Source organism: Bradyrhizobium sp. CCBAU 11357 (genome assembly GCF_028128865.1).
GTDB lineage: Bacteria > Pseudomonadota > Alphaproteobacteria > Rhizobiales > Xanthobacteraceae > Bradyrhizobium.
Window position 1 is genome coordinate 246,084 of sequence record NZ_LBJW01000016.1, and the last position, 17,128, is coordinate 263,211.

The 17,128-nt window shown below is 64.6% G+C and carries 21 protein-coding genes; 10 read left to right on the forward strand and 11 right to left on the reverse strand.

Features of this window, described 5'->3' with window-relative positions; translation table 11 throughout:
• Window positions 1-16 precede the first annotated feature (16 nt).
• A complete protein-coding gene (locus XI05_RS04510; RefSeq protein ID WP_172783378.1) occupies window positions 17-220 on the reverse strand; it encodes a hypothetical protein in 204 nt (67 codons plus the stop codon).
• Between the two features lie 455 nt (window positions 221-675).
• On the opposite strand from XI05_RS04510, the gene XI05_RS04515 reads away from it, so the two are divergent.
• Window positions 676-1,686, forward strand: coding sequence for a lipoprotein N-acyltransferase Lnb domain-containing protein (locus tag XI05_RS04515; RefSeq protein ID WP_271499017.1), 1,011 nt, complete (start codon window positions 676-678; stop codon window positions 1,684-1,686).
• 244 nt (window positions 1,687-1,930) lie between these two features.
• Here the strand turns inward: XI05_RS04515 and XI05_RS04520 are convergent, their stop codons facing one another.
• On the reverse strand, window positions 1,931-3,169 hold the full coding sequence (locus tag XI05_RS04520) for an MFS transporter (protein WP_271499019.1): 1,239 nt from the start codon (window positions 3,167-3,169) through the stop codon (window positions 1,931-1,933).
• Between the two features lie 130 nt (window positions 3,170-3,299).
• Between XI05_RS04520 and XI05_RS04525 the strand changes: the two genes are divergently transcribed.
• Complete coding sequence (locus tag XI05_RS04525) at window positions 3,300-3,896, forward strand: TetR/AcrR family transcriptional regulator (protein ID WP_333939816.1); 597 nt, start codon at window positions 3,300-3,302, stop codon at window positions 3,894-3,896.
• A 295-nt stretch (window positions 3,897-4,191) separates the two neighbouring features.
• On the opposite strand, the gene XI05_RS04530 is transcribed toward XI05_RS04525, so the two are convergent.
• Both XI05_RS04530 and XI05_RS04535 read right to left on the reverse strand, forming a co-directional pair.
• Window positions 4,192-5,565: a PleD family two-component system response regulator gene (locus tag XI05_RS04530; RefSeq protein ID WP_271499023.1), complete on the reverse strand. Its 1,374-nt coding sequence runs from the start codon at window positions 5,563-5,565 to the stop codon at window positions 4,192-4,194.
• A gap of 14 nt (window positions 5,566-5,579) precedes the next feature.
• Window positions 5,580-5,945, reverse strand: a complete 366-nt coding sequence (locus XI05_RS04535) for a response regulator (protein ID WP_008566616.1) — start codon at window positions 5,943-5,945, stop codon at window positions 5,580-5,582.
• A gap of 241 nt (window positions 5,946-6,186) precedes the next feature.
• On the opposite strand from XI05_RS04535, the gene XI05_RS04540 reads away from it, so the two are divergent.
• Both XI05_RS04540 and XI05_RS04545 read left to right on the forward strand, forming a co-directional pair.
• Window positions 6,187-6,498: a DUF3572 domain-containing protein gene (locus XI05_RS04540; RefSeq protein WP_172783374.1), complete on the forward strand. Its 312-nt coding sequence runs from the start codon at window positions 6,187-6,189 to the stop codon at window positions 6,496-6,498.
• Window positions 6,495-7,799, forward strand: a complete 1,305-nt coding sequence (locus XI05_RS04545; protein WP_271499025.1) for a DNA polymerase IV — start codon at window positions 6,495-6,497, stop codon at window positions 7,797-7,799. Before XI05_RS04540 ends, XI05_RS04545 begins: the two co-directional genes overlap by 4 nt.
• Window positions 7,800-7,815: 16 nt before the next feature.
• On the opposite strand, the gene XI05_RS04550 is transcribed toward XI05_RS04545, so the two are convergent.
• Window positions 7,816-7,971, reverse strand: a complete 156-nt coding sequence (locus XI05_RS04550; RefSeq protein ID WP_008548553.1) for a hypothetical protein — start codon at window positions 7,969-7,971, stop codon at window positions 7,816-7,818.
• 183 nt (window positions 7,972-8,154) lie between these two features.
• Between XI05_RS04550 and XI05_RS04555 the strand changes: the two genes are divergently transcribed.
• Window positions 8,155-8,556: an ACT domain-containing protein gene (locus XI05_RS04555; protein WP_271499026.1), complete on the forward strand. Its 402-nt coding sequence runs from the start codon at window positions 8,155-8,157 to the stop codon at window positions 8,554-8,556.
• Window positions 8,557-8,644: 88 nt separating this feature from the next.
• Here XI05_RS04555 and XI05_RS04560 read toward each other — a convergent pair whose 3' ends face one another.
• Together XI05_RS04560 and XI05_RS04565 are read right to left on the reverse strand one after the other, a co-directional pair.
• Complete coding sequence (locus tag XI05_RS04560) at window positions 8,645-9,046, reverse strand: RidA family protein (RefSeq protein ID WP_018646938.1); 402 nt, start codon at window positions 9,044-9,046, stop codon at window positions 8,645-8,647.
• A gap of 224 nt (window positions 9,047-9,270) precedes the next feature.
• Entirely contained in the window at window positions 9,271-10,116 is an 846-nt protein-coding gene (locus tag XI05_RS04565; protein ID WP_271499028.1) for a cell envelope integrity EipB family protein, read from the reverse strand.
• 228 nt (window positions 10,117-10,344) lie between these two features.
• Here XI05_RS04565 and XI05_RS04570 point away from each other — a divergent pair, with 228 nt between their 5' ends.
• From XI05_RS04570 to XI05_RS04585, 4 genes are all read left to right on the forward strand, one after another.
• The gene (locus XI05_RS04570; protein WP_271499031.1) at window positions 10,345-10,812 is read left to right on the forward strand and encodes a RidA family protein; all 468 of its coding nucleotides are present in this window, start codon (window positions 10,345-10,347) and stop codon (window positions 10,810-10,812) included.
• Window positions 10,813-10,818: 6 nt separating this feature from the next.
• Complete coding sequence (locus XI05_RS04575) at window positions 10,819-11,565, forward strand: glycerophosphodiester phosphodiesterase (RefSeq protein ID WP_271499034.1); 747 nt, start codon at window positions 10,819-10,821, stop codon at window positions 11,563-11,565.
• Window positions 11,566-11,744: 179 nt separating this feature from the next.
• A complete protein-coding gene (locus XI05_RS04580; protein WP_271499038.1) occupies window positions 11,745-13,001 on the forward strand; it encodes a GNAT family N-acetyltransferase in 1,257 nt (418 codons plus the stop codon).
• A gap of 53 nt (window positions 13,002-13,054) precedes the next feature.
• Window positions 13,055-13,483: an HIT family protein gene (locus XI05_RS04585; protein WP_271499043.1), complete on the forward strand. Its 429-nt coding sequence runs from the start codon at window positions 13,055-13,057 to the stop codon at window positions 13,481-13,483.
• A gap of 121 nt (window positions 13,484-13,604) precedes the next feature.
• Here the strand turns inward: XI05_RS04585 and tsaA are convergent, their stop codons facing one another.
• From tsaA to XI05_RS04605, 4 genes are all read right to left on the reverse strand, one after another.
• Window positions 13,605-14,096 (reverse strand): tRNA (N6-threonylcarbamoyladenosine(37)-N6)-methyltransferase TrmO, encoded by a 492-nt coding sequence (tsaA, locus tag XI05_RS04590; RefSeq protein WP_271499045.1) that lies wholly within the window; start codon window positions 14,094-14,096, stop codon window positions 13,605-13,607.
• A gap of 31 nt (window positions 14,097-14,127) precedes the next feature.
• The gene (locus tag XI05_RS04595; RefSeq protein WP_271499047.1) at window positions 14,128-14,478 is read right to left on the reverse strand and encodes an AzlD domain-containing protein; all 351 of its coding nucleotides are present in this window, start codon (window positions 14,476-14,478) and stop codon (window positions 14,128-14,130) included.
• A complete protein-coding gene (locus XI05_RS04600; protein WP_271499048.1) occupies window positions 14,475-15,215 on the reverse strand; it encodes an AzlC family ABC transporter permease in 741 nt (246 codons plus the stop codon). The genes XI05_RS04595 and XI05_RS04600 overlap by 4 nt, the downstream gene beginning before the upstream one ends.
• A gap of 232 nt (window positions 15,216-15,447) precedes the next feature.
• On the reverse strand, window positions 15,448-16,401 hold the full coding sequence (locus XI05_RS04605; RefSeq protein WP_271499049.1) for a lytic transglycosylase domain-containing protein: 954 nt from the start codon (window positions 16,399-16,401) through the stop codon (window positions 15,448-15,450).
• Window positions 16,402-16,488: 87 nt separating this feature from the next.
• On the opposite strand from XI05_RS04605, the gene XI05_RS04610 reads away from it, so the two are divergent.
• A complete protein-coding gene (locus XI05_RS04610) occupies window positions 16,489-17,127 on the forward strand; it encodes an HAD family hydrolase (protein ID WP_271499050.1) in 639 nt (212 codons plus the stop codon).
• Window position 17,128 lies beyond the last annotated feature (1 nt).

Sequence of the window (17,128 nt, forward strand, 5' to 3'; positions counted from 1 at the left end):
GATCTTGCGACTTCGGTCATAGCGGACCGCCCTGGTTGCGCCTGATGATCTTGAGAGCCAGAAAGATCGCGCCAGCAACAAGGAAGGCAACACCGATCGCGGTGAATCCGCTGGACTCGTTACTCAAGCCGAGCGCCGTGAATAGCAAACCGAAAAGCAGGAGAAGCATACCCGCGAACTTCTTGATCAGGAGGATTGGTCTTTCAACTGCGATCGCCATCAGCGCACTCCCTATTCACTATTTATCGATTCATTCCGTTATGCGGTTCTCGCCGCCGGCCGCCACGCATAGCCAGCCAGGCTATGCCGCGAGAGATCAGATCGACGCCGAGCACAAATCCGAGCAAAGGACCTGTCATCGCCAATCCCGCGAGCATAGCGAGGCCATGGAGAATTCCGAATGCGCCGGACGGCAGCATCACCCAGCCCGCATCCTTCCAGCGGCGCAGGCCCGGAAAGAGTCGAACCGACGGACATCGGCAGCAACACGCGCGCTACGAAGGTGATGTCGCGCAGCCCCCTGAACGCGCTGTAAAAACGAGGCCATCGCTTCTCGTTCGCGAAGAGCTACTGTAGCGTGTAGCCGCTCACAATGAAACGACAGGTGATCTGACACAACGCAGCTGTCGAAGGCCATGGCCGCAGCTTCGCGGCAGGAGCAGCCAGGTGACTTCAGTGCGCAAATTCGTATCAATGTTGGTCATGTGGCCGAGAAAGCCGATTGGCCTTCTCATTCGGGTCCTGCTCGTCACATGGGCCGTACTGGCCATCTACTACTCGAACTTGCCTTGGTCCTGGCTGCGTACGATTGCGGCCGGAGCGTTTGCGGGCTTTGCGATTTGGGCGCTCTGGCGTTCGCGCCAACCGCGCATGTCCGTTCTCTTCCTCGTCATGTTTTTCGGTGTCGTCGCATGGTGGATCTCAATCCCTCCATCACACGATCGGCATTGGCGACCGGAAGTCGCGGTGATGCCGCGGGCGGTCATCGACGGCGACCGCGTGCGCCTGACCGGTGTCCGTAACTTCGACTACCGAAGTCGAAGCGACTTCACGGTGCGCTACGAGGAGCGCGAGCTGTCGCTGTCGCACTTGATAGCCCTCGATTTCTACGTTTCCTATTTCACCGAGGGGCTAGTCGGGCACACGTTTGTGAGTTTTGTCTTCGACAATGCGCCACCACTGGCCATCTCCATCGAGACGCGTCCTGAGGTCGGCGAAGGCTTTGCGCCCGTCGCCTCCCTGTTCAAGCAATTCGAGCTCATCTACGTGGTCGGTGAAGAGCGTGATGTTGTGGGCGTGCGCACCAACCATCGCCACGAGCCGGTGTACCTGTATCGCCTCAATACATCGGTTGACGACGCGCGCCGGCTGCTGATGATCTATTTGACGCGCATCAACGAGCTAGCCGATCGGCCGGAGTTCTACCATCTGTTGACCAACAGCTGTACGATCAACATCGTGCGCTATGCAAATGCGGCGGGCCGACGGGGGCGCTTCGACATTCGACATCTGTTCAACGGACTGATCGATAGCTATCTCTACCACTCCGGCCGGATAGAGGCGACGCTGCCGTTTGATGAACTGAGGCGGGGGTCCTTGATCAACGAAGCCGCACAGGCGGCCGATGGCGCAGCCGATTTCTCACAGCGGATCCGCTTGTCCTTGCCGACAATGGTGCGACCCTGACCCTATTGGGCTCACAAGGCCCGTGAGGAGCCGCCGCCGATCCGCCGGGCTCTCCTCTCCTGCCCATGTCCATCTCAGGTCCTGCTTGTCTACGGCAGTTGGCCATGATCGGAGGCGGCAAGCTGTCTCTGCCCGGCTTGAACGGAGTTGTAGTCTGCGCTGGTTTACAATCGGCCCATGACGGCTAAACAGCGCGGCGTCCGCGGTAAGCTCCCAAGCTGACGAAAGCGACCAGTTGCCCCTGCTAGGCCGTCCGCACCACCGGCGCTGGCGGCTGCGATGGCCTGACAAGCGCGAACGCCACCTGCACGATGCCGCCGGCAAGGCCGAGCGCGACGCCGATGCGCCAGGCCATGGTGTAGGAGCCGAGCGCGTCGTAGAGCAGCCCTCCTCCATAGGCACCGAGGAAGCTGCCGATCTGGTGGCTCATGAAGGCGAGGCCCTGGATCATCGCCTGCCAGCGCAGGCCGAACATCTCGGCGACCGCGCCTGCGACCAGCGGGCCGACGCCCATCCACAAAAAGCCCATGATCGCGCCGAACAGCAGCGTGGAGAACGATGTGGCCGGCAGCATGAAGTACCAGGCGAGCGCCAGCGAGCGCAGGATGTAGATCCCGCCCAAGAGCGCCAGCTTGTTCCAGCGCTGGCCGGCCCAGCCGAAGAACAGCGAGCCCAGCACGTTGAAGCCGCCGATCATGCCGAGCGTCTGCGCGCTCAGCATCGGATCGAGGCCGCAGATTGCAAGGTACGACGGCAGGTGCGTGGTGAGGAACACGAGCTGCATGCCGCAGACGAGATAGGCGCAGGTCATCACCACGAAGGACGCATTGCCGAACGCGGTCCTCGCAGCCGTCGCGGCCGTGGCATCGTCGATGTCGTCGGCGGCGGGCTTGGGCAGCGGGATCTTGTCGACGCGCCCGGCATACCAGGCCGCCGGGATCATCAGCACCGACATGATGACGAAGCCGGCAAGCCCGATGCGCCAGCCAAAGCCCTCGTTGAGCATCTGGCCGATCGGCGCCGACAGCAGCGCCCCGAGCGAGCCCGCGCCGGAGACGATGCCGAGCACCGTCGAGCGCACCGTTTCGGGCACCGCGCGCGCCGCCACCGACATCGCGATCGCCGCCGCGGTGCAGGCGAGCGAGGTCCCGATCAGCACGCCGGCGCCGATCATGATGCTGAGAAGCCCGTTCGCCGTCGCCATCAGCGCGAGGCCCGCGATGTACATCAGCGCGCCCGCGATCATGATCGGGCGGAAGCCGTAGCGCACGGTCAGAGCGCCGGCGGGCGGCTGCAGAAAACCCCAGGCTAGGTTTTGCACGGCCAGCGCCAGCGTGAAATCCGAGATCGAGATGTGGATGTCGTGCGTCAGCGGCTGCATGAAGATACCGAGGGATTGCCGCAGCCCCATGCTCAGCGTCAGCATGATCGAGGCGCCGATCAGGATCGGCAACGTCGGACGCAGGATCTGCAGCAGGGGCATTCTTCTTCTCCCTTTTGGGCGCGGCACGCGTGCCGTCGTCTGCTTTTGCCGATGTTTTTAGGTACACAGACCTGTGTACTTAGGCTATAGATATCCGCTGCTGTCAAGCGAACAGGACGCTTAGCTCCGCATGGCTCCCCCGCCTGTCCCACAGACGATGAAAGAGCGGATCCTTCAGACCGCCGACAAGCTGTTTTATCTGCAAGGCATTCGCGCCATCGGCGTCGACACCATCGCGGCCGAGGTCGGCATCAGTAAGCGCACGCTCTACAACCACTTCCCGTCCAAGGACGCGCTGATCGCGGCCTATCTCGAGCGCCGCTTCGTCAGCGCACGCCCCTCCGACGAGCCGCCCGCCGAACAGATCCTCGCTACCTTCGATTCGCTGGAGCGGCGCTTTGCGGCCAAGGATTTTCGCGGCTGCCCGTTCGTCAACGCGGTCGCCGAGCTCGGCCCCGCCGACCGCGCCGTGAAGAAGATCGCCATCGCCTTCAAGGAAAGCCGCCGCCTCTGGTTTCGCGACCGCCTGACCGAGCTCGGCGTTGCGGACGCGGACGCGCTGGCGACGCAGCTCGTGCTGCTGGTCGACGGCTGCATCGCGCAGGACTTGGTGCGCGACGATCCGGCGATGGCAAGGGCCGCGAAGGAAGCGGCGACGGTGCTGCTACGGAATGCGGGCGTGGATGTGGGTGGTGATGCGCAGAAGAGACGCAAGCGCGCGAAATAGCGGCTGTCGTCGTATCGTCAGGTGTCATCACCCGCGAAGGCGGGTGATCCAGTATTCCAGAGGCGGTTGTGGTTGAACCGAGAGGCCGCGGCGCACTGGATTCCCCGCCTTCGCGGGGAATGACAGCGGAGTTTCGAGGACCGCCGCGACCCTACCAACATGCTCCTGTTTTGCCCGACAAGTCAAACGACGCTGCCGCCGGCGCAAGCCATCGCTCCACCCGCGTAACCCATTGATCCGGCTCGCGCCGGCTACTGTGCATGGGGTTGTTTTCGCAACTTTGTGCGGGCGGTCCTCACGCCGCGTGCGACACCACGCGATTGCGGCCGTCGTGCTTCGCCCGATATAGCGCAGTGTCGGCGCGCTTGAGGACGTCGGCGACGGCCTCGCCCTTGTGCTCCAGCGTGGTGAGGCCGATCGAGATCGTGACCTCGATGCGCTTCGCCCCCTTGTGGATCGCGAACGGCTCGCCCGCGATCGAGCGGCGCAGCCGCTCGGCGACCATGCCGGCGACGTGCAGATCGGTCTCGGGCATCACGATGACGAATTCCTCGCCGCCGTAGCGGCAGGCGAGATCAATGCCGCGGATCGATTTGCGCACCCGCACCGCGAACTCGCGCAGCACGTCGTCGCCGGCATCGTGGCCGTAATTGTCGTTGATCGACTTGAAGTAGTCGATGTCCAGGATCATCAGCGCCAGCGGCTTGCCGCGGGTCGCGGCCTGCTCGGCGAGCGTCGCCAGATGGCTCTCCATGTAGCGGCGATTGTGCAGGCCGGTGAGCGCGTCGGTGATCGCCATCTCGATCGAGTTCTGCACGTTGTCGCGCAAATGGTCGGTGTAGCGGCGGCGGCGGATCTGGGTGCGGGCGCGCGCCAAGAGCTCGGTCTTGTCGATGGGGCGCAGCAGGTAGTCGTTGACGCCGATCTCGAGGCCGCGCAGCAGCCGCGTCGAGTTCTCGGGGTCGGCGATCGCCAGGATCGGCACATGGCGCGTGCGCTCCAGCGAGCGCGCCTGGCTGCACAGGCGCAAGCCGTCGAAATTGTTGAGGTCGAGCGAGACGATCAGCAGGTCGTAATTGCCCTCGGCGGCGTGGAACAGCGCCTCCGTCGGGTTCGGCTCGACGTCGATGGTGTGCTCGGCGGCGAGGATCGTCGCCAGCCGCTCGTAGGAGGACTGGCGGTCGTCGACCAGGAGGATGCGGCCGCCCCTGCCGGTGTCGGCGATTGCACTGCGCTCGGGCGCCTGCATGCCGATCTCGAGCGAGGTGATGGCGCGCATGCGCAGCTCATCCGTCATCATCTTCAGCCGCGTCAGCGAGCGCACCCGCGCGATCAGCACGACATCGGAGACGGGTTTGGTCAGGAAGTCGTCGGCACCGGCCTCGAGCCCGCGATTGCGGTCGGCGGGGCTGTCTAGGGCGGTGACCATCACCACCGGGATGTGATGCGTTGCCGGATCGGTCTTGAGGCGGCGGCAGACCTCGAAGCCGTCCATGTCGGGCATCATCACGTCGAGCAGGATGATGTCGCACTCGGCACGCCTTGAGATCGCGAGCGCCTCGGCGCCGTTCGCGGCGGTCATCACGTCGAAATATTCGGCGGACAGGCGGGCTTCGAGCAGCTTGACGTTGGCAGGAACGTCATCGACGACCAGGATACGCGCGGACACTGTGAACTCACTTCCTATCCGATAAAACGCCGGACCGTCTCAATGAATTTGCCGACCGAGATCGGCTTGGACAAATAGGCTTCGCAGCCGCCCTCGCGGATGCGCTCTTCGTCGCCCTTCATCGCGAACGCCGTGACCGCGACGACGGGAATGGCACGCAGCTCCGGATCGTCCTTGATCCAGCGCGTCACCTCGAGGCCGGAGACCTGCGGCAGTTGGATGTCCATCAGCACGAGGTCGGGCCGCATCTTGCGCACGAGGTCGAGCGCCTCGTAGCCGTTGCTGGTGCCGGAGGTCTGGTATCCGTGCGCCTCCAACAGGTCGCGGAAGAGCTTCATGTTGAGCTCGTTGTCTTCCACGATCAGGACGGTTTTAGCCATCCCGCCCTCCTGATTGGTCCGAAGGACCGGTCCATGTGACGCCTCAGACGCCGCTTCCCGGCGTTTCGAAAACTGGATTCAAACTAGCCGCAGATTCGCTTGAGTTTCGTTAAACCCGACGGCCCACTTTCTGCGATGTGGTTTCCAGTTGCTTGTCGGGGCCGGAAGACTTGAGGACGAGACTCGGGCATGATGATTCCAAATTAGAGACCGAAAGTTAACGGAAAGGCAAACCGTCCCCGTGAAAAAGCCTGTTCACAACCCTCGCGAAGTCGCTGAAATCGTTGCGATTCAGGCCCTATCCTTTGTCGCGGGCGAGCCTGAGCGGCTGGGCCTGTTCCTGGCCGAGACGGGGGTCGGTCCGGAGACCCTGCGCAATGCCGCCGCAGACCCGAATTTCCTCCTCAGCGTGCTCGATTTCGTGATGCGGGACGATGCCACGGTGAAGGCCTTTGCCGAGGCCGCGGAACTGCATCCGACCAACGTTGCCGCAGCGCGGCAGGTCCTCGGCGATGCGCTCGGCGACCCCTCCTGGGAGCGCGACGTGCCGTGAGCGTTCCAGAGGCGGCCGGGCCCCGCTGCTTCTGCCGGGATTGTCTGGCCGGCCTCGACATGGGCGTACAGAACTTGGGCGTGCGGCGCTGCTCGGCCTGCGGTTCCCCTCGCCTCGTCCGCCACCGCGCGCTCGCCAGCCTGACCATCGCCCATATCGACTGCGACGCCTTCTACGCGACGGTCGAGAAGCGCGACAATCCTGAGATCGCCGACAAGCCGGTCATCATCGGCGGCGGCAAGCGCGGCGTGGTGTCGGCCGCCTGCTACATCGCGCGCACCTATGGTGTTCGCTCGGCGATGCCGATGTTCAAGGCTTTGGAAGCCTGCCCGCATGCGACCGTGATCCGCCCCGACATGGCGAAGTATGTCCGGGTCGGCCGCGAGGTCCGCCAGGCCATGCAGGCGCTGACGCCGCTGGTCGAGCCGCTCTCGATCGACGAGGCCTTCCTCGATCTCTCCGGCACCGAGCGCGTGCACGGCATGATCCCAGCCAAGGTGCTGGCGCGCTTTGCCCGTGACGTCGAGCGCGACATCGGCATCACTGTCTCGGTCGGCCTGTCCTGCAACAAGTTCCTGGCCAAGATCGCCTCCGACCTCGACAAGCCCAGAGGCTTTGCCGCGCTCGATCAGGAGGAAGCGCGCGCGATGCTGGCGGAAAAGCCGGTCGGCTTTATCTTCGGCGTCGGCCCCGCCACGCAGGAGCGCCTGGTGCAGCGCGGCTTCCGCATCATCGCCGACCTGCAGAAGGCCGACGAGATCGAGATGATGCGGCAGTTTCCGAGCGACGGCCGCCGGCTGTGGCGGCTCGCGCGCGGCATCGACGACCGCCGCGTCGAGCCCGACCGCGGCGCCAAGACCATTTCCAGCGAGACCACGTTCGAGACCGACATCCGCGATTTCGCGACGCTGGAAAGAATCCTGTGGCGGCTCTGCGAAAAGACGTCGACGCGCCTGAAGAGCAGCGAGCTCGCCGGCTCCACCGTGACGCTGAAGCTGAAGACGGCCGATTTCCGCCAGCGCACGCGCTCGCAGTCGATCGCCGCGCCGACGCAGCTCGCGGCGAAGATCTTCTCGATCTGCCGGGAGATGCTGGCCAAGGAAATCGACGGCACCGCCTTTCGCCTGATGGGCGCCGGCGTCAGCGCGCTGCGCGAGGGCTCGGCGATCGACGACACCGACATGCTCGACCGCCGCGCCGCCCATGCCGAACGCGCGGTGGACAGCCTGCGCAAGAAGTTCGGCAGCGCCGCAGTGATCCGCGGCATCGCCTATGAGGGGCCGGAGAAGGCGCAGGAGTGATCTATTCCTGCTCAACTCAGTCGCGTTCGAAGATTCGTGCACCCGGATAGGCACGCCTGGCATATTGAACGACCAACTGCCGGTCCTGAGTTTCCAGGAACGGCGTTCGGATCTGACAAGACCCGACGATGAGGTGCCACAAGCCGTTGAGCTTTCGAATGACGACGTTCATTTGAGCCTCTTCGCAGTGACCCGAGTGGACTCAAATTGTAGGAATCTCCCGCCGTCGCTCAATTGTACCAGTGTAAGGTCAGCGCATGAGAAGGATTGGAGGAGATATACAAAGGTATGTTGACCCTGACCTCAACAGCGCTGGCGCCGGTTAAACGATCTGACCGGTTTGGGGAGTTGCACGGTGACAGGCGAACGCGATCTCGATGCGCTGCTGAGTAACATGAAGCCGGAGATCCTGGACGGCATCTTCGCGTTTTGCACCCTTGCACCAAGCGCGAGCATTCCAGCCACCATCAGCCCTGTCCTGACGTTCCGCGAACGCGAAGGGACTACGCTGGTGGTACTGCAGGAGGAGGCCGAACGTGCCGGACTACGCCATGAATGTCCCTCGCGCCTCATCACCTTGACGGTTCATTCCGCACTCGATGCGGTGGGCTTTCTGGCGGCCATCACGGCGCGTCTGGCCGAAGCCGGCATCAGCGTGAATGCCGTTTCGGCGTTCCACCACGACCATCTCTTCGTGCCCGTTGACCGTGCGGATGAGGCGATAGCCGTTCTGCGCGAGATGTCCGCAGCCAAGTAGGATGGGTAGAGCGCAGCGAAACCCTCATGCTCCTTCCCCGTAGCAATGGCGATGGGTTTCGCTGCGCTCTAACCATCCTACGGTCACGTCAATCCGCGACCGCGACGGCCTCGATTTCGATCAGCCATTCCGGCGCGGCGAGCGCGGAGACACCGACGAGCGTCGACGCCGGCGGCTCCATGCCCTCGAAGAAGGCGGACCGAGCCTTACCGATGATCGGGCGCAGCTCCGGCTTGTAGTTCACCACGAAGGTCGTGATCTTGACGATGTTGGAATAGCTCGCGCCGGCTGCCTTCAACGCGAGGCCGAGATTCTGCATCACCTGTGTCGTCTGCGCGGCAATATCGCCCTCGCCGACGATCCGCCCTTCCTCGTCGGTCGAAACCTGGCCGGAGATGTAGATCGTGCGCGCGCCTGTCGCGGTGACGACGTGGGAATAAGCGGGATTGTGATGCAGGCCGCTGGGACGGAGATGGTCGAGCTTGGGCATGGAGGCGCTCCCGGAGTTTGTGGTTGGGAGGCAGCGTAGCTGGAGAGTATGACGAGAGCTAGCCCGTCATCGCGAGGAGCAGCGCGGCGAAGAGAGATCTCGTAGGGTGGGCAAAGGCGCACTTGCGCCGTGCCCACCATCTATCAATGATTATCGAGAGAACGCGTGGGCACGCTCCGCTTTGCCCACCCTACGGTGCTGCTCGCGAGGAGAGAGCATGGCCCTCAATTACAGGGCTTGCTGTCCTTGACGTCGAACTTGCCCATGGCGCCGGAGATGACGAAATCGTTGTAGTCGAGCACGAGCTGGCGCGAGACGCCGTTCTCGTAGAGCTCGAACGCCATCGCGTAGACCGGCGTCTGCTCGCCCTCCTTCTGCTGGGCGTCGCGGTCGAAATAGCTGACGGTGACCGGCCAGCGCCTCAGCGACTTCATGTGCTCGTCCGCGGTCGACGGATCGGACGAGGTGGCACGGTCGGCGGGGATCGGCTGACCGATCACGGTCAGCGTGTTGTAGACCTTCTGGCCATCATCGGAGCCGTCATAGACCGAGAGCTCCAGCAGCGACTTGCCGTCCTTGGCGGCGGCGATGATGCGCTGGATCTGCTCGGTCGGGAACACGATCTTGCCGTCGAGCGTGAATGTCTTCGGCGCCGGCAGCTTCAGCTTGACGTTGATGTGGTCGCCATCGCGCTCGGCTGAGCCGTCGACCCGGCCGGCATCCGTCTGGTTCATGCGCGTCTCGATCTTGAAACGGTAGCTCTTGCCGGAGGCGTCCTCCCACGAATTGGAGCGGAGGTCGCTGAGCGTGACCTTGCCCTCGCCGCTGTCGAGCTCGGAGACCTGGCGGAATTCCGAGGTATAGCCCTCGCAGGCGTTCCCCGTGAAATTGTAGAGGATCCGGCCGCGGGCGCTGTTCACCGAATTGCTGCGCGATTTGACCAGGCTGAGGTCATAGAGCGCCTGATGCGCGAGAAACGGACCGTTGGCGGCCTGAGCCTCGCCGCCAAGGCCGACACTGGCCGCGGCGAGCGCCATCACACCGAGCGAAGTCCGGAAAAGGTGCACCATGTCTGTTCCCTGAGGAAAGCGCAGATTCGACATTTTAATGACCGTTCCATTGCGCCGCAACTGAGGCCGTTTCACTAAAAGTTTGCCCCTCACGTTGAACCTGCTGGCCTGCCTCAACAAAATGCAGCCCCTCCGGTTGCTTGCATGTGGCGGCACGATGGGCGAAACAGGGCGCGCCCGGCCGGCAGTCGCGCCGGAGCGAAGGATTTTTGGACAACGAGGTCGGACATGGCGGGCACGGTCGAGCAGAAACTGGCGGAGCAGGGTATCAAGCTGCACGAGGCCCCCACCCCCGTCGCCAATTACGTGCCCTTCGTGCGCACTGGCAACCTCCTGTTCGTCTCCGGCCAGGTCTGCTTCGACCCCGCCGGCAAGCTGATTGCCAAGGGCAAGCTGGGCGCCGGCGTCTCGATCGAGGACGGCGCCGCAGCCGCGTGCGGCTGCGCGGTCAACCTGCTGGCCCAGGTCAAGGCGGCGCTCGGCGATCTCGACAAGGTCGTACGCGTGGTGCGGCTCGGCGGCTTCATCAACTCGGCCCCGGATTTCCTGGACGGGCCCAAGGTGCTGAATGGCGCCTCCGACCTGATGGTCGCCGCCTTCGGCGACAAGGGCCGCCACGCCCGTACCACCGTCGGCGTCGCCTCGCTGCCCGCGGATGCGGCGGTCGAGGTCGAAGGCGTGTTCGAGGTCGCCTGACGCCAAATGCGCGCTCCGGATTGGCTGACAGCCCGGCCGGTCGCCCATCGCGGCCTGCACGACATTTCGCGCGGCATCGTCGAGAACATGCCGGGCGCGGTGCAGGCTGCAATTGCCGGCAATTTCGCGATCGAGGTCGATATCCAGCTCTCGGCCGACGGCGAGGCCATGGTCCATCACGACCATGCCCTGGGCCGACTCACCGAGGCCACCGGCGATGTGGTCGCAAAGACCGCGGCCGAGCTCAAGGCCGTCAGGTTCAAGGACACCGATGAGCGGATGATGTCGCTCGCAGACCTCTGCGCCATAGTCGCCGGACGTGTGCCCCTGGTGATCGAGGTGAAGAGCCATTTCGGCGGCGACCGCAAGCTGGTGAAGCGGATGGCCGAGGTGCTGGCGTCCTATGATGGCCCCGCCGTCGGCATGTCCTTCGATCCCGACCAGGTTCTGGCGCTACGTGAATTGCTCCCCTCTCGCCCCCGCGGCATCGTCGCGCAGCGGAGCTATGAGGACGAGTACTGGGCCAAGCTCACCCAAGAGCAGCGCGACAGCATGCTGTACCTGCGCCATGGCTTCCAGACCCAGCCGCATTTCGTTGCCTTCAAGGTCGACCACCTCCCGGCCCCCGCCCCCTGGATCGCCCGCAACCTGTTCGGCTGCGCCCTGCTCGGCTGGACCGTCCGCACGGCGGAGCAGCGGACGCGGGTCGGGCGCTATGCGGATCAGATGATCTTCGAGGGGTTCGTGCCGTAGGGGCACGCACCGCTCTCTCCGCCGTCATTGCGAGGAGTTCTTGCGACGAAGCAATCCAGAATCCCTCCGCGGTGACAGTCTGGATTGCTTCGCTGCGCTCGCAATGACGGCGGTGGCAGCCGCTGGACCTGTGTTCCCGCCCCTTGAAGTCGCTGCTGCAATGCACGATCTTGGGCGCGATGGCATCATCCGACATTACGCTCGAGGCCGTACCGTCCATTGGCGAAGTCTCGCCCGAGGATTGGGACGCCTGCGCCAGCCCCGGCAAGGCTCTTAACGAGAGGGCTTGCAATGGGGCTGGCCCGGGAACCTCATCCGTCCTTCCAGGCGATTCCCTCGGCCTCTCAAGACCTGCCTATAACCCGTTCGTCTCCCACGCCTTTCTCTCAGCAGCCGAGAAATCGGGTTCGGCCACGATCCGCACCGGCTGGGCGCCGCGGCACCTGGTCGCCAAGCTCGATGGCCGCGTTGCCGGAATCGTGCCCTGCTATCTGAAATCGCACAGCCAGGGCGAATACGTCTTCGACCGCGGCTGGGCGGATGCCTATGAGCGCGCCGGCGGGCGGTATTACCCGAAGCTCCAGGTCTCGATTCCCTTCACGCCGGCGACCGGACCGCGGCTGCTGGTGCGCGACGGCGTCGATCGCGAGCGCATCACCGAGGCGCTGGCGAGTGGCCTCATAGCGCTGTGCGGCGTCAGCAAGGCCTCCTCCGTCCACGTCACCTTCGCGCGGGAGTCAGAATGGAAGCTGCTCGCCGAGCACGGCTTTCTCCAGCGCACCGACCAGCAGTTCCACTGGCACAATGAGGGCTTTGCGAGCTTCGACGACTTCCTGGCGACGCTGAACTCACGCCACCGCAAATCGATCAAGCGCGAGCGGCGCGATGCGCTGGCGTCCGGGATCACGATCCATTGGCTCACCGGCAAGGACATCAACGAGGATGCGTGGGACGCCTTCTTCACATTCTACATGGAGACCGGCTCGCGCAAATGGGGGCGGCCGTATCTGACGCGCGAGTTCTTCTCGCTGATCGGCGAGACCATGAGCGAGGACGTGCTGCTGGTGATGGCCCGCCGCAACAATCGCTGGATTGCGGGCGCGATCAACTTCATCGGCTCGGACACGCTGTTCGGCCGCAACTGGGGCGCGATCGAGCATCACCCCTTCCTGCACTTCGAGGTCTGCTACTACCAGGCGATCGATTTCGCGATCAAGCGCGGCCTCACCCATGTCGAGGCCGGCGCGCAGGGCGAGCACAAGATCGCGCGCGGCTATCTGCCGCGCACGACCCATTCCGCTCACTTCATCGCCGATCCCGGCCTGCGCCGCGCCATCGACGATTACCTCAAGCGCGAGCGCGCCTATGTTGCGGAAGCGGGACGAGAGCTCGCCGAGCTCGGCCCGTTCCGCAAAGGGGCTGACGAGGCGCCTTGACGCCTCGCAATTGCTGGTGACAGTAAGCGCAAATCGTTCGAGGAGCCGCCGCCATGACCGCCTACGACAGCAACAACATCTTCGCAAAAATCCTGCGCGGCGAGCTGCCCTGCTACAAAGTGTACGAGGACGAGCACGTCTTCGCCTTCCTCGACATCATGCCGCGCGTGCCTGGTCACACGCTGGTGATCCCGAAGGTCCCTGCCCGCAACATCCTCGATATCAAGCCCGACGACTACGCCCATGTCGCCCGCGGCGCGCACAAGATCGCAGCCGCCGCAATGAAGGCGTTTGACGCAGATGGCATCACCGTGCAGCAATTCAACGAGCCTGCCGGCGGACAAGTGGTGTTTCACCTGCACATGCACGTGATGCCGCGCCACGACGGCGTCGCCATGCTGCCGCCGGCAAGCCGCAAGGAGGACGACAAGGTGCTGGAAGAGCACGCGGCGAAACTGATGGCGGCATTGAAGGCGGTGTAGCTCTATCAACTCGTCATTCCGGGGCGCGCCTCTTGGCGCGAACCCGGAATCCATTTCACCACCGTCATTGCTGCCCGATGGATTCCGGGCTCGACGCTTCGCGTCGCCCCGGAATGACGAATCACTCCGCCTCGAAATCGCCCTTCTGCGGCGCGGCCAGCGGCGTGAACTCGCAGCGGTCGGGCTTGATGTCGATCAGCGGCGTGTTGTCGATGCAGTCGAGGCCGCGCACCAGGATGGCATTGCCCTCGATCCCGACCAGCTTCACGATCGAGGTGCCGATTGGATTGGGCCGCACTGGCGAGCGCAGCGAGAAGGTGCCGCGGGTCTTCTCATTGTTCTTCGGGCTCTGCAGGATGATGTCGCGGCGCGACCGGTCGAGCCAATAGAGCACCTCGAGATTGCTGTAGAAGTCGACTCCTTTGATCGCCGGCACGAAGGGCTCGAAGATCTCGAGGCGGCAGATCGGGCCGTCCTGACGTCCCTGCCGCGGCGTCTCCAGCCGGGATGACCAGGGTGTGCGGATGCGTCCGATGAAGACGAGGCCGGCATCTTGCGTCGGCGGCAGCTCGATGGCGACCTCGCCCTCGCGGAGCTCCTGTTCGCGAACCATTTTCCTATTCCCTGGCTGTTCGCCGGCGGTTTTAGCCCAACCACCACTTGCCGGCCAGCATGAAGACTTCGCCCGCGACCACGCCCGCGAAGATCGAACGGCGGGTCAGCAGGAAGGCGACGAGCCCGGCGCCGACCGCGCCATAGCGCAGCACATCGGGCACGCTGGCCAGCGCGCCCGGTGGCTGGACCACGATCTGGGCGATGACGCCGGCCAGGATCGCGGTGGCGACCGCCCTCACCCAGACCAGCAGCTCCGAGCCCTCGTCGATGCCGCCGCCGAACCACAGGCCCAGCATGCGCCAGATCTGGTTGGGAACGACCCCGGCAATGAACAGCACCGCCAGCGCGTGCCAGTCGCCGATCGCTTGCGCAAAGCTCATGCGCGCACCTCCCGCCACCAATGCACGCCATAAGCGATCGTCCCGGCGACCACGCCGCTGACGAGGATATCGAGACCGGAGTTCATCTTCGCCGCCAGCGGATAGAGCACGATGCCCAGCACGAGCGCGACGACGTCGGCAACCTCGCGGCTGTTGCGTGCCGTCGAGAACAGGAACGACAGCGGCGTCAGCAGCAGGATCGCCGCGCCAAGCGTCTGCGTCAGGTTGGCGGCGAGGAAATAGCCGACCGTGTTGGCGACGAGGCACACCGAGACGAGGCCGCAGCCAAGCCCGTGGACGAAGGCGATCCGCCGTTCGCGCGGCACCTGCGGCAGGAAGCGGTGGCATTCGACCCACAGCGTCACTGCGGTAAGATGCGCGGCGAAAATCAGCTCGCGCCGCTTGGTCTTCGGTGTGCGCATCAGCGGCAGTACCGAGACCACCATCGGAAACAGGCGGATGGCGCTGACGGTCACCGCGATCGCCGACTGGATGATAGTGGCGCCCGAGCCGAGCGTGGTGATCAGGATGATCTGCGCCGGACCTGCCCAGACGAACAGCGTCGAGCACAGCGCCCAGAGCAGGCTGAAATGGGTGTCGTGGGCGAGCGCACCGATGCCGAGATAGGTCACGAACAGCACGATGGTGAGGATCGTCTGCGTGATCGAGCGCAGTCCCCACGCGAAGGCGCACCAGGGACTTTGCCATTGTGGTGAATCGAGCGGAGGAAGCGCCACGGGAGCTTTGGCTGGTGAGGAATCGTGGCTGCATAACGGGCGATCGAGTACCTTGCGTCAAGGAAGCCGGCGGCGGGGCTGGCATGCGTGACACACCCACCGCGGTCATTCCGGGGCGCGACGAAGTCGCGAGCCCGGAATCCATTGGGCCACAGAGACTGCCGTGCGATGGATTCCGGGCTCGCGCCGAAGAGGGCGCGCCCCGGAATGACCAGCAGAGAGAGAGACACCCCTACCCCGCCACACCCCTGTTCTTCAGGACGAAGCAGGCGCCGCCCGCCTTGCGGATGCGGTTGCACAGATCATCGGCCTCGGCGCGCGTGTCCGCGCCGACGCGGACCTGGTAGAACGCGCGTGTGCCGCGGCTGCGCATCACCGAGCTTAGCAGGCTCGGGTCACGCTCGCCGATCAGGGAGCTTAGTTTCGTGACGGCCCGGGAATACATCGCCAGCGCCTTGTTGCGGTCGAAGCCGGCCGCGAGCTGGACGCCCCAGATCTTTGCCGCGGCAAGCTCGACATGCTGCTCGAGCTCGGCGACGAACGGGTTGGGAGCACGCTTGAGCAACGCCATCAGGTCACGGCAGCTCGTCGGCGGCGAGCTCGGCGGCCCCTTGCCGGTGCTCCCCGCCTTGGCCCAGGCATCGACGCTGGTGCCGGTGATCGCATAGACGTAGTTGCGGGTCTGCTCCGGCATTGGCCCGGTGCCGGCGAGCCATTCCTGCACGCGCCGGGGGCCGGCATTGTAGGCGGCCGCGGCAAGGCCGAGATTGCCGAACTGGTTGCGCAGCTCGTTGAGGAATTCGGCCGACTTCGGCAAGGCCTGCACCGGATTGAAGGGATCGAGCAGTCCGCGCTCGCTGGCGGTGCCCGGCATGAACTGCGCGATCCCCTGCGCATGATCGCCGCTGCGCGTCATGGGCCCGACCGCATTGGCCTGGAAGCGGCTCTCCTGCCAGATCACCCGCGCGAAGAATTCCAGCGGCAGGTCATTGTCGCGCGCGGCCGCCTCCACAATCAGGCAGATCGACTCCCGCGTGTCGCTCTCGCGGGCCTCTTTCGCCTTCTCCGCGGGCCGCTCGGGTTCCTCGGCCTTCGCAGGCGCGTCGGCGGGCGGCGCCTCCTCCGCGAGCGCCGGCCACAGCAGGAGGGCCTGGCACAGGACAGCGATGACCCGAGCTATTCGCATGATATGACGCTATCGGACAAATCGGACCTTGACTTGGAACCAGAGCCAACTAGCAACGGACGGCATTATCAACACGGGTCGAGCCTGATGGTGACAATCTTTTTTGATCTCGACGGCACGCTGACAAACCCGAAGCCCGGGATCACCCGCTCGATCCAATATGCGCTGGAACGGCTCGGCGTTCCGGTGCCGAGCGAGGACGAGCTGACCTGGTGCATCGGCCCACCGCTGCTTGCCAGTCTTCGAAAGCTCACCGGAGCCGATGAGCTCGCCGACCGCGCACTGCTGCTCTATCGCGAGCGCTTCAGCGATATCGGCCTGTTCGAGAACGAGGCTTACAGCGGAATTGCGAACACATTGTCGTCGCTCGCAGCGACACGTCAGCGCATGTTCGTGGCGACCAGCAAGCCCGCCGTCTACGCCACCCGGATCGTCGATCATTTCGGCCTGAACCCGTATTTCGAACGCGTGTTCGGCTCCGAGCTCGACGGCACGCACGTCGACAAGCGCGACCTGCTCCGCTATGCGCTCGACGAGGCCAAGGTCGATGCGAGCAGCGCGATCATGATCGGCGACCGCAGCCACGACGTGGTCGGCGCCCGCACCAACGGCATGACCGCCATCGGCGTGCTCTACGGCTATGGCAGCGAAGCCGAGCTACGCGATGCCGGCGCGCACCACATCTGCGCGGCGCATCCCGAGTTGCTCGGCCATTGCACGACCTAGT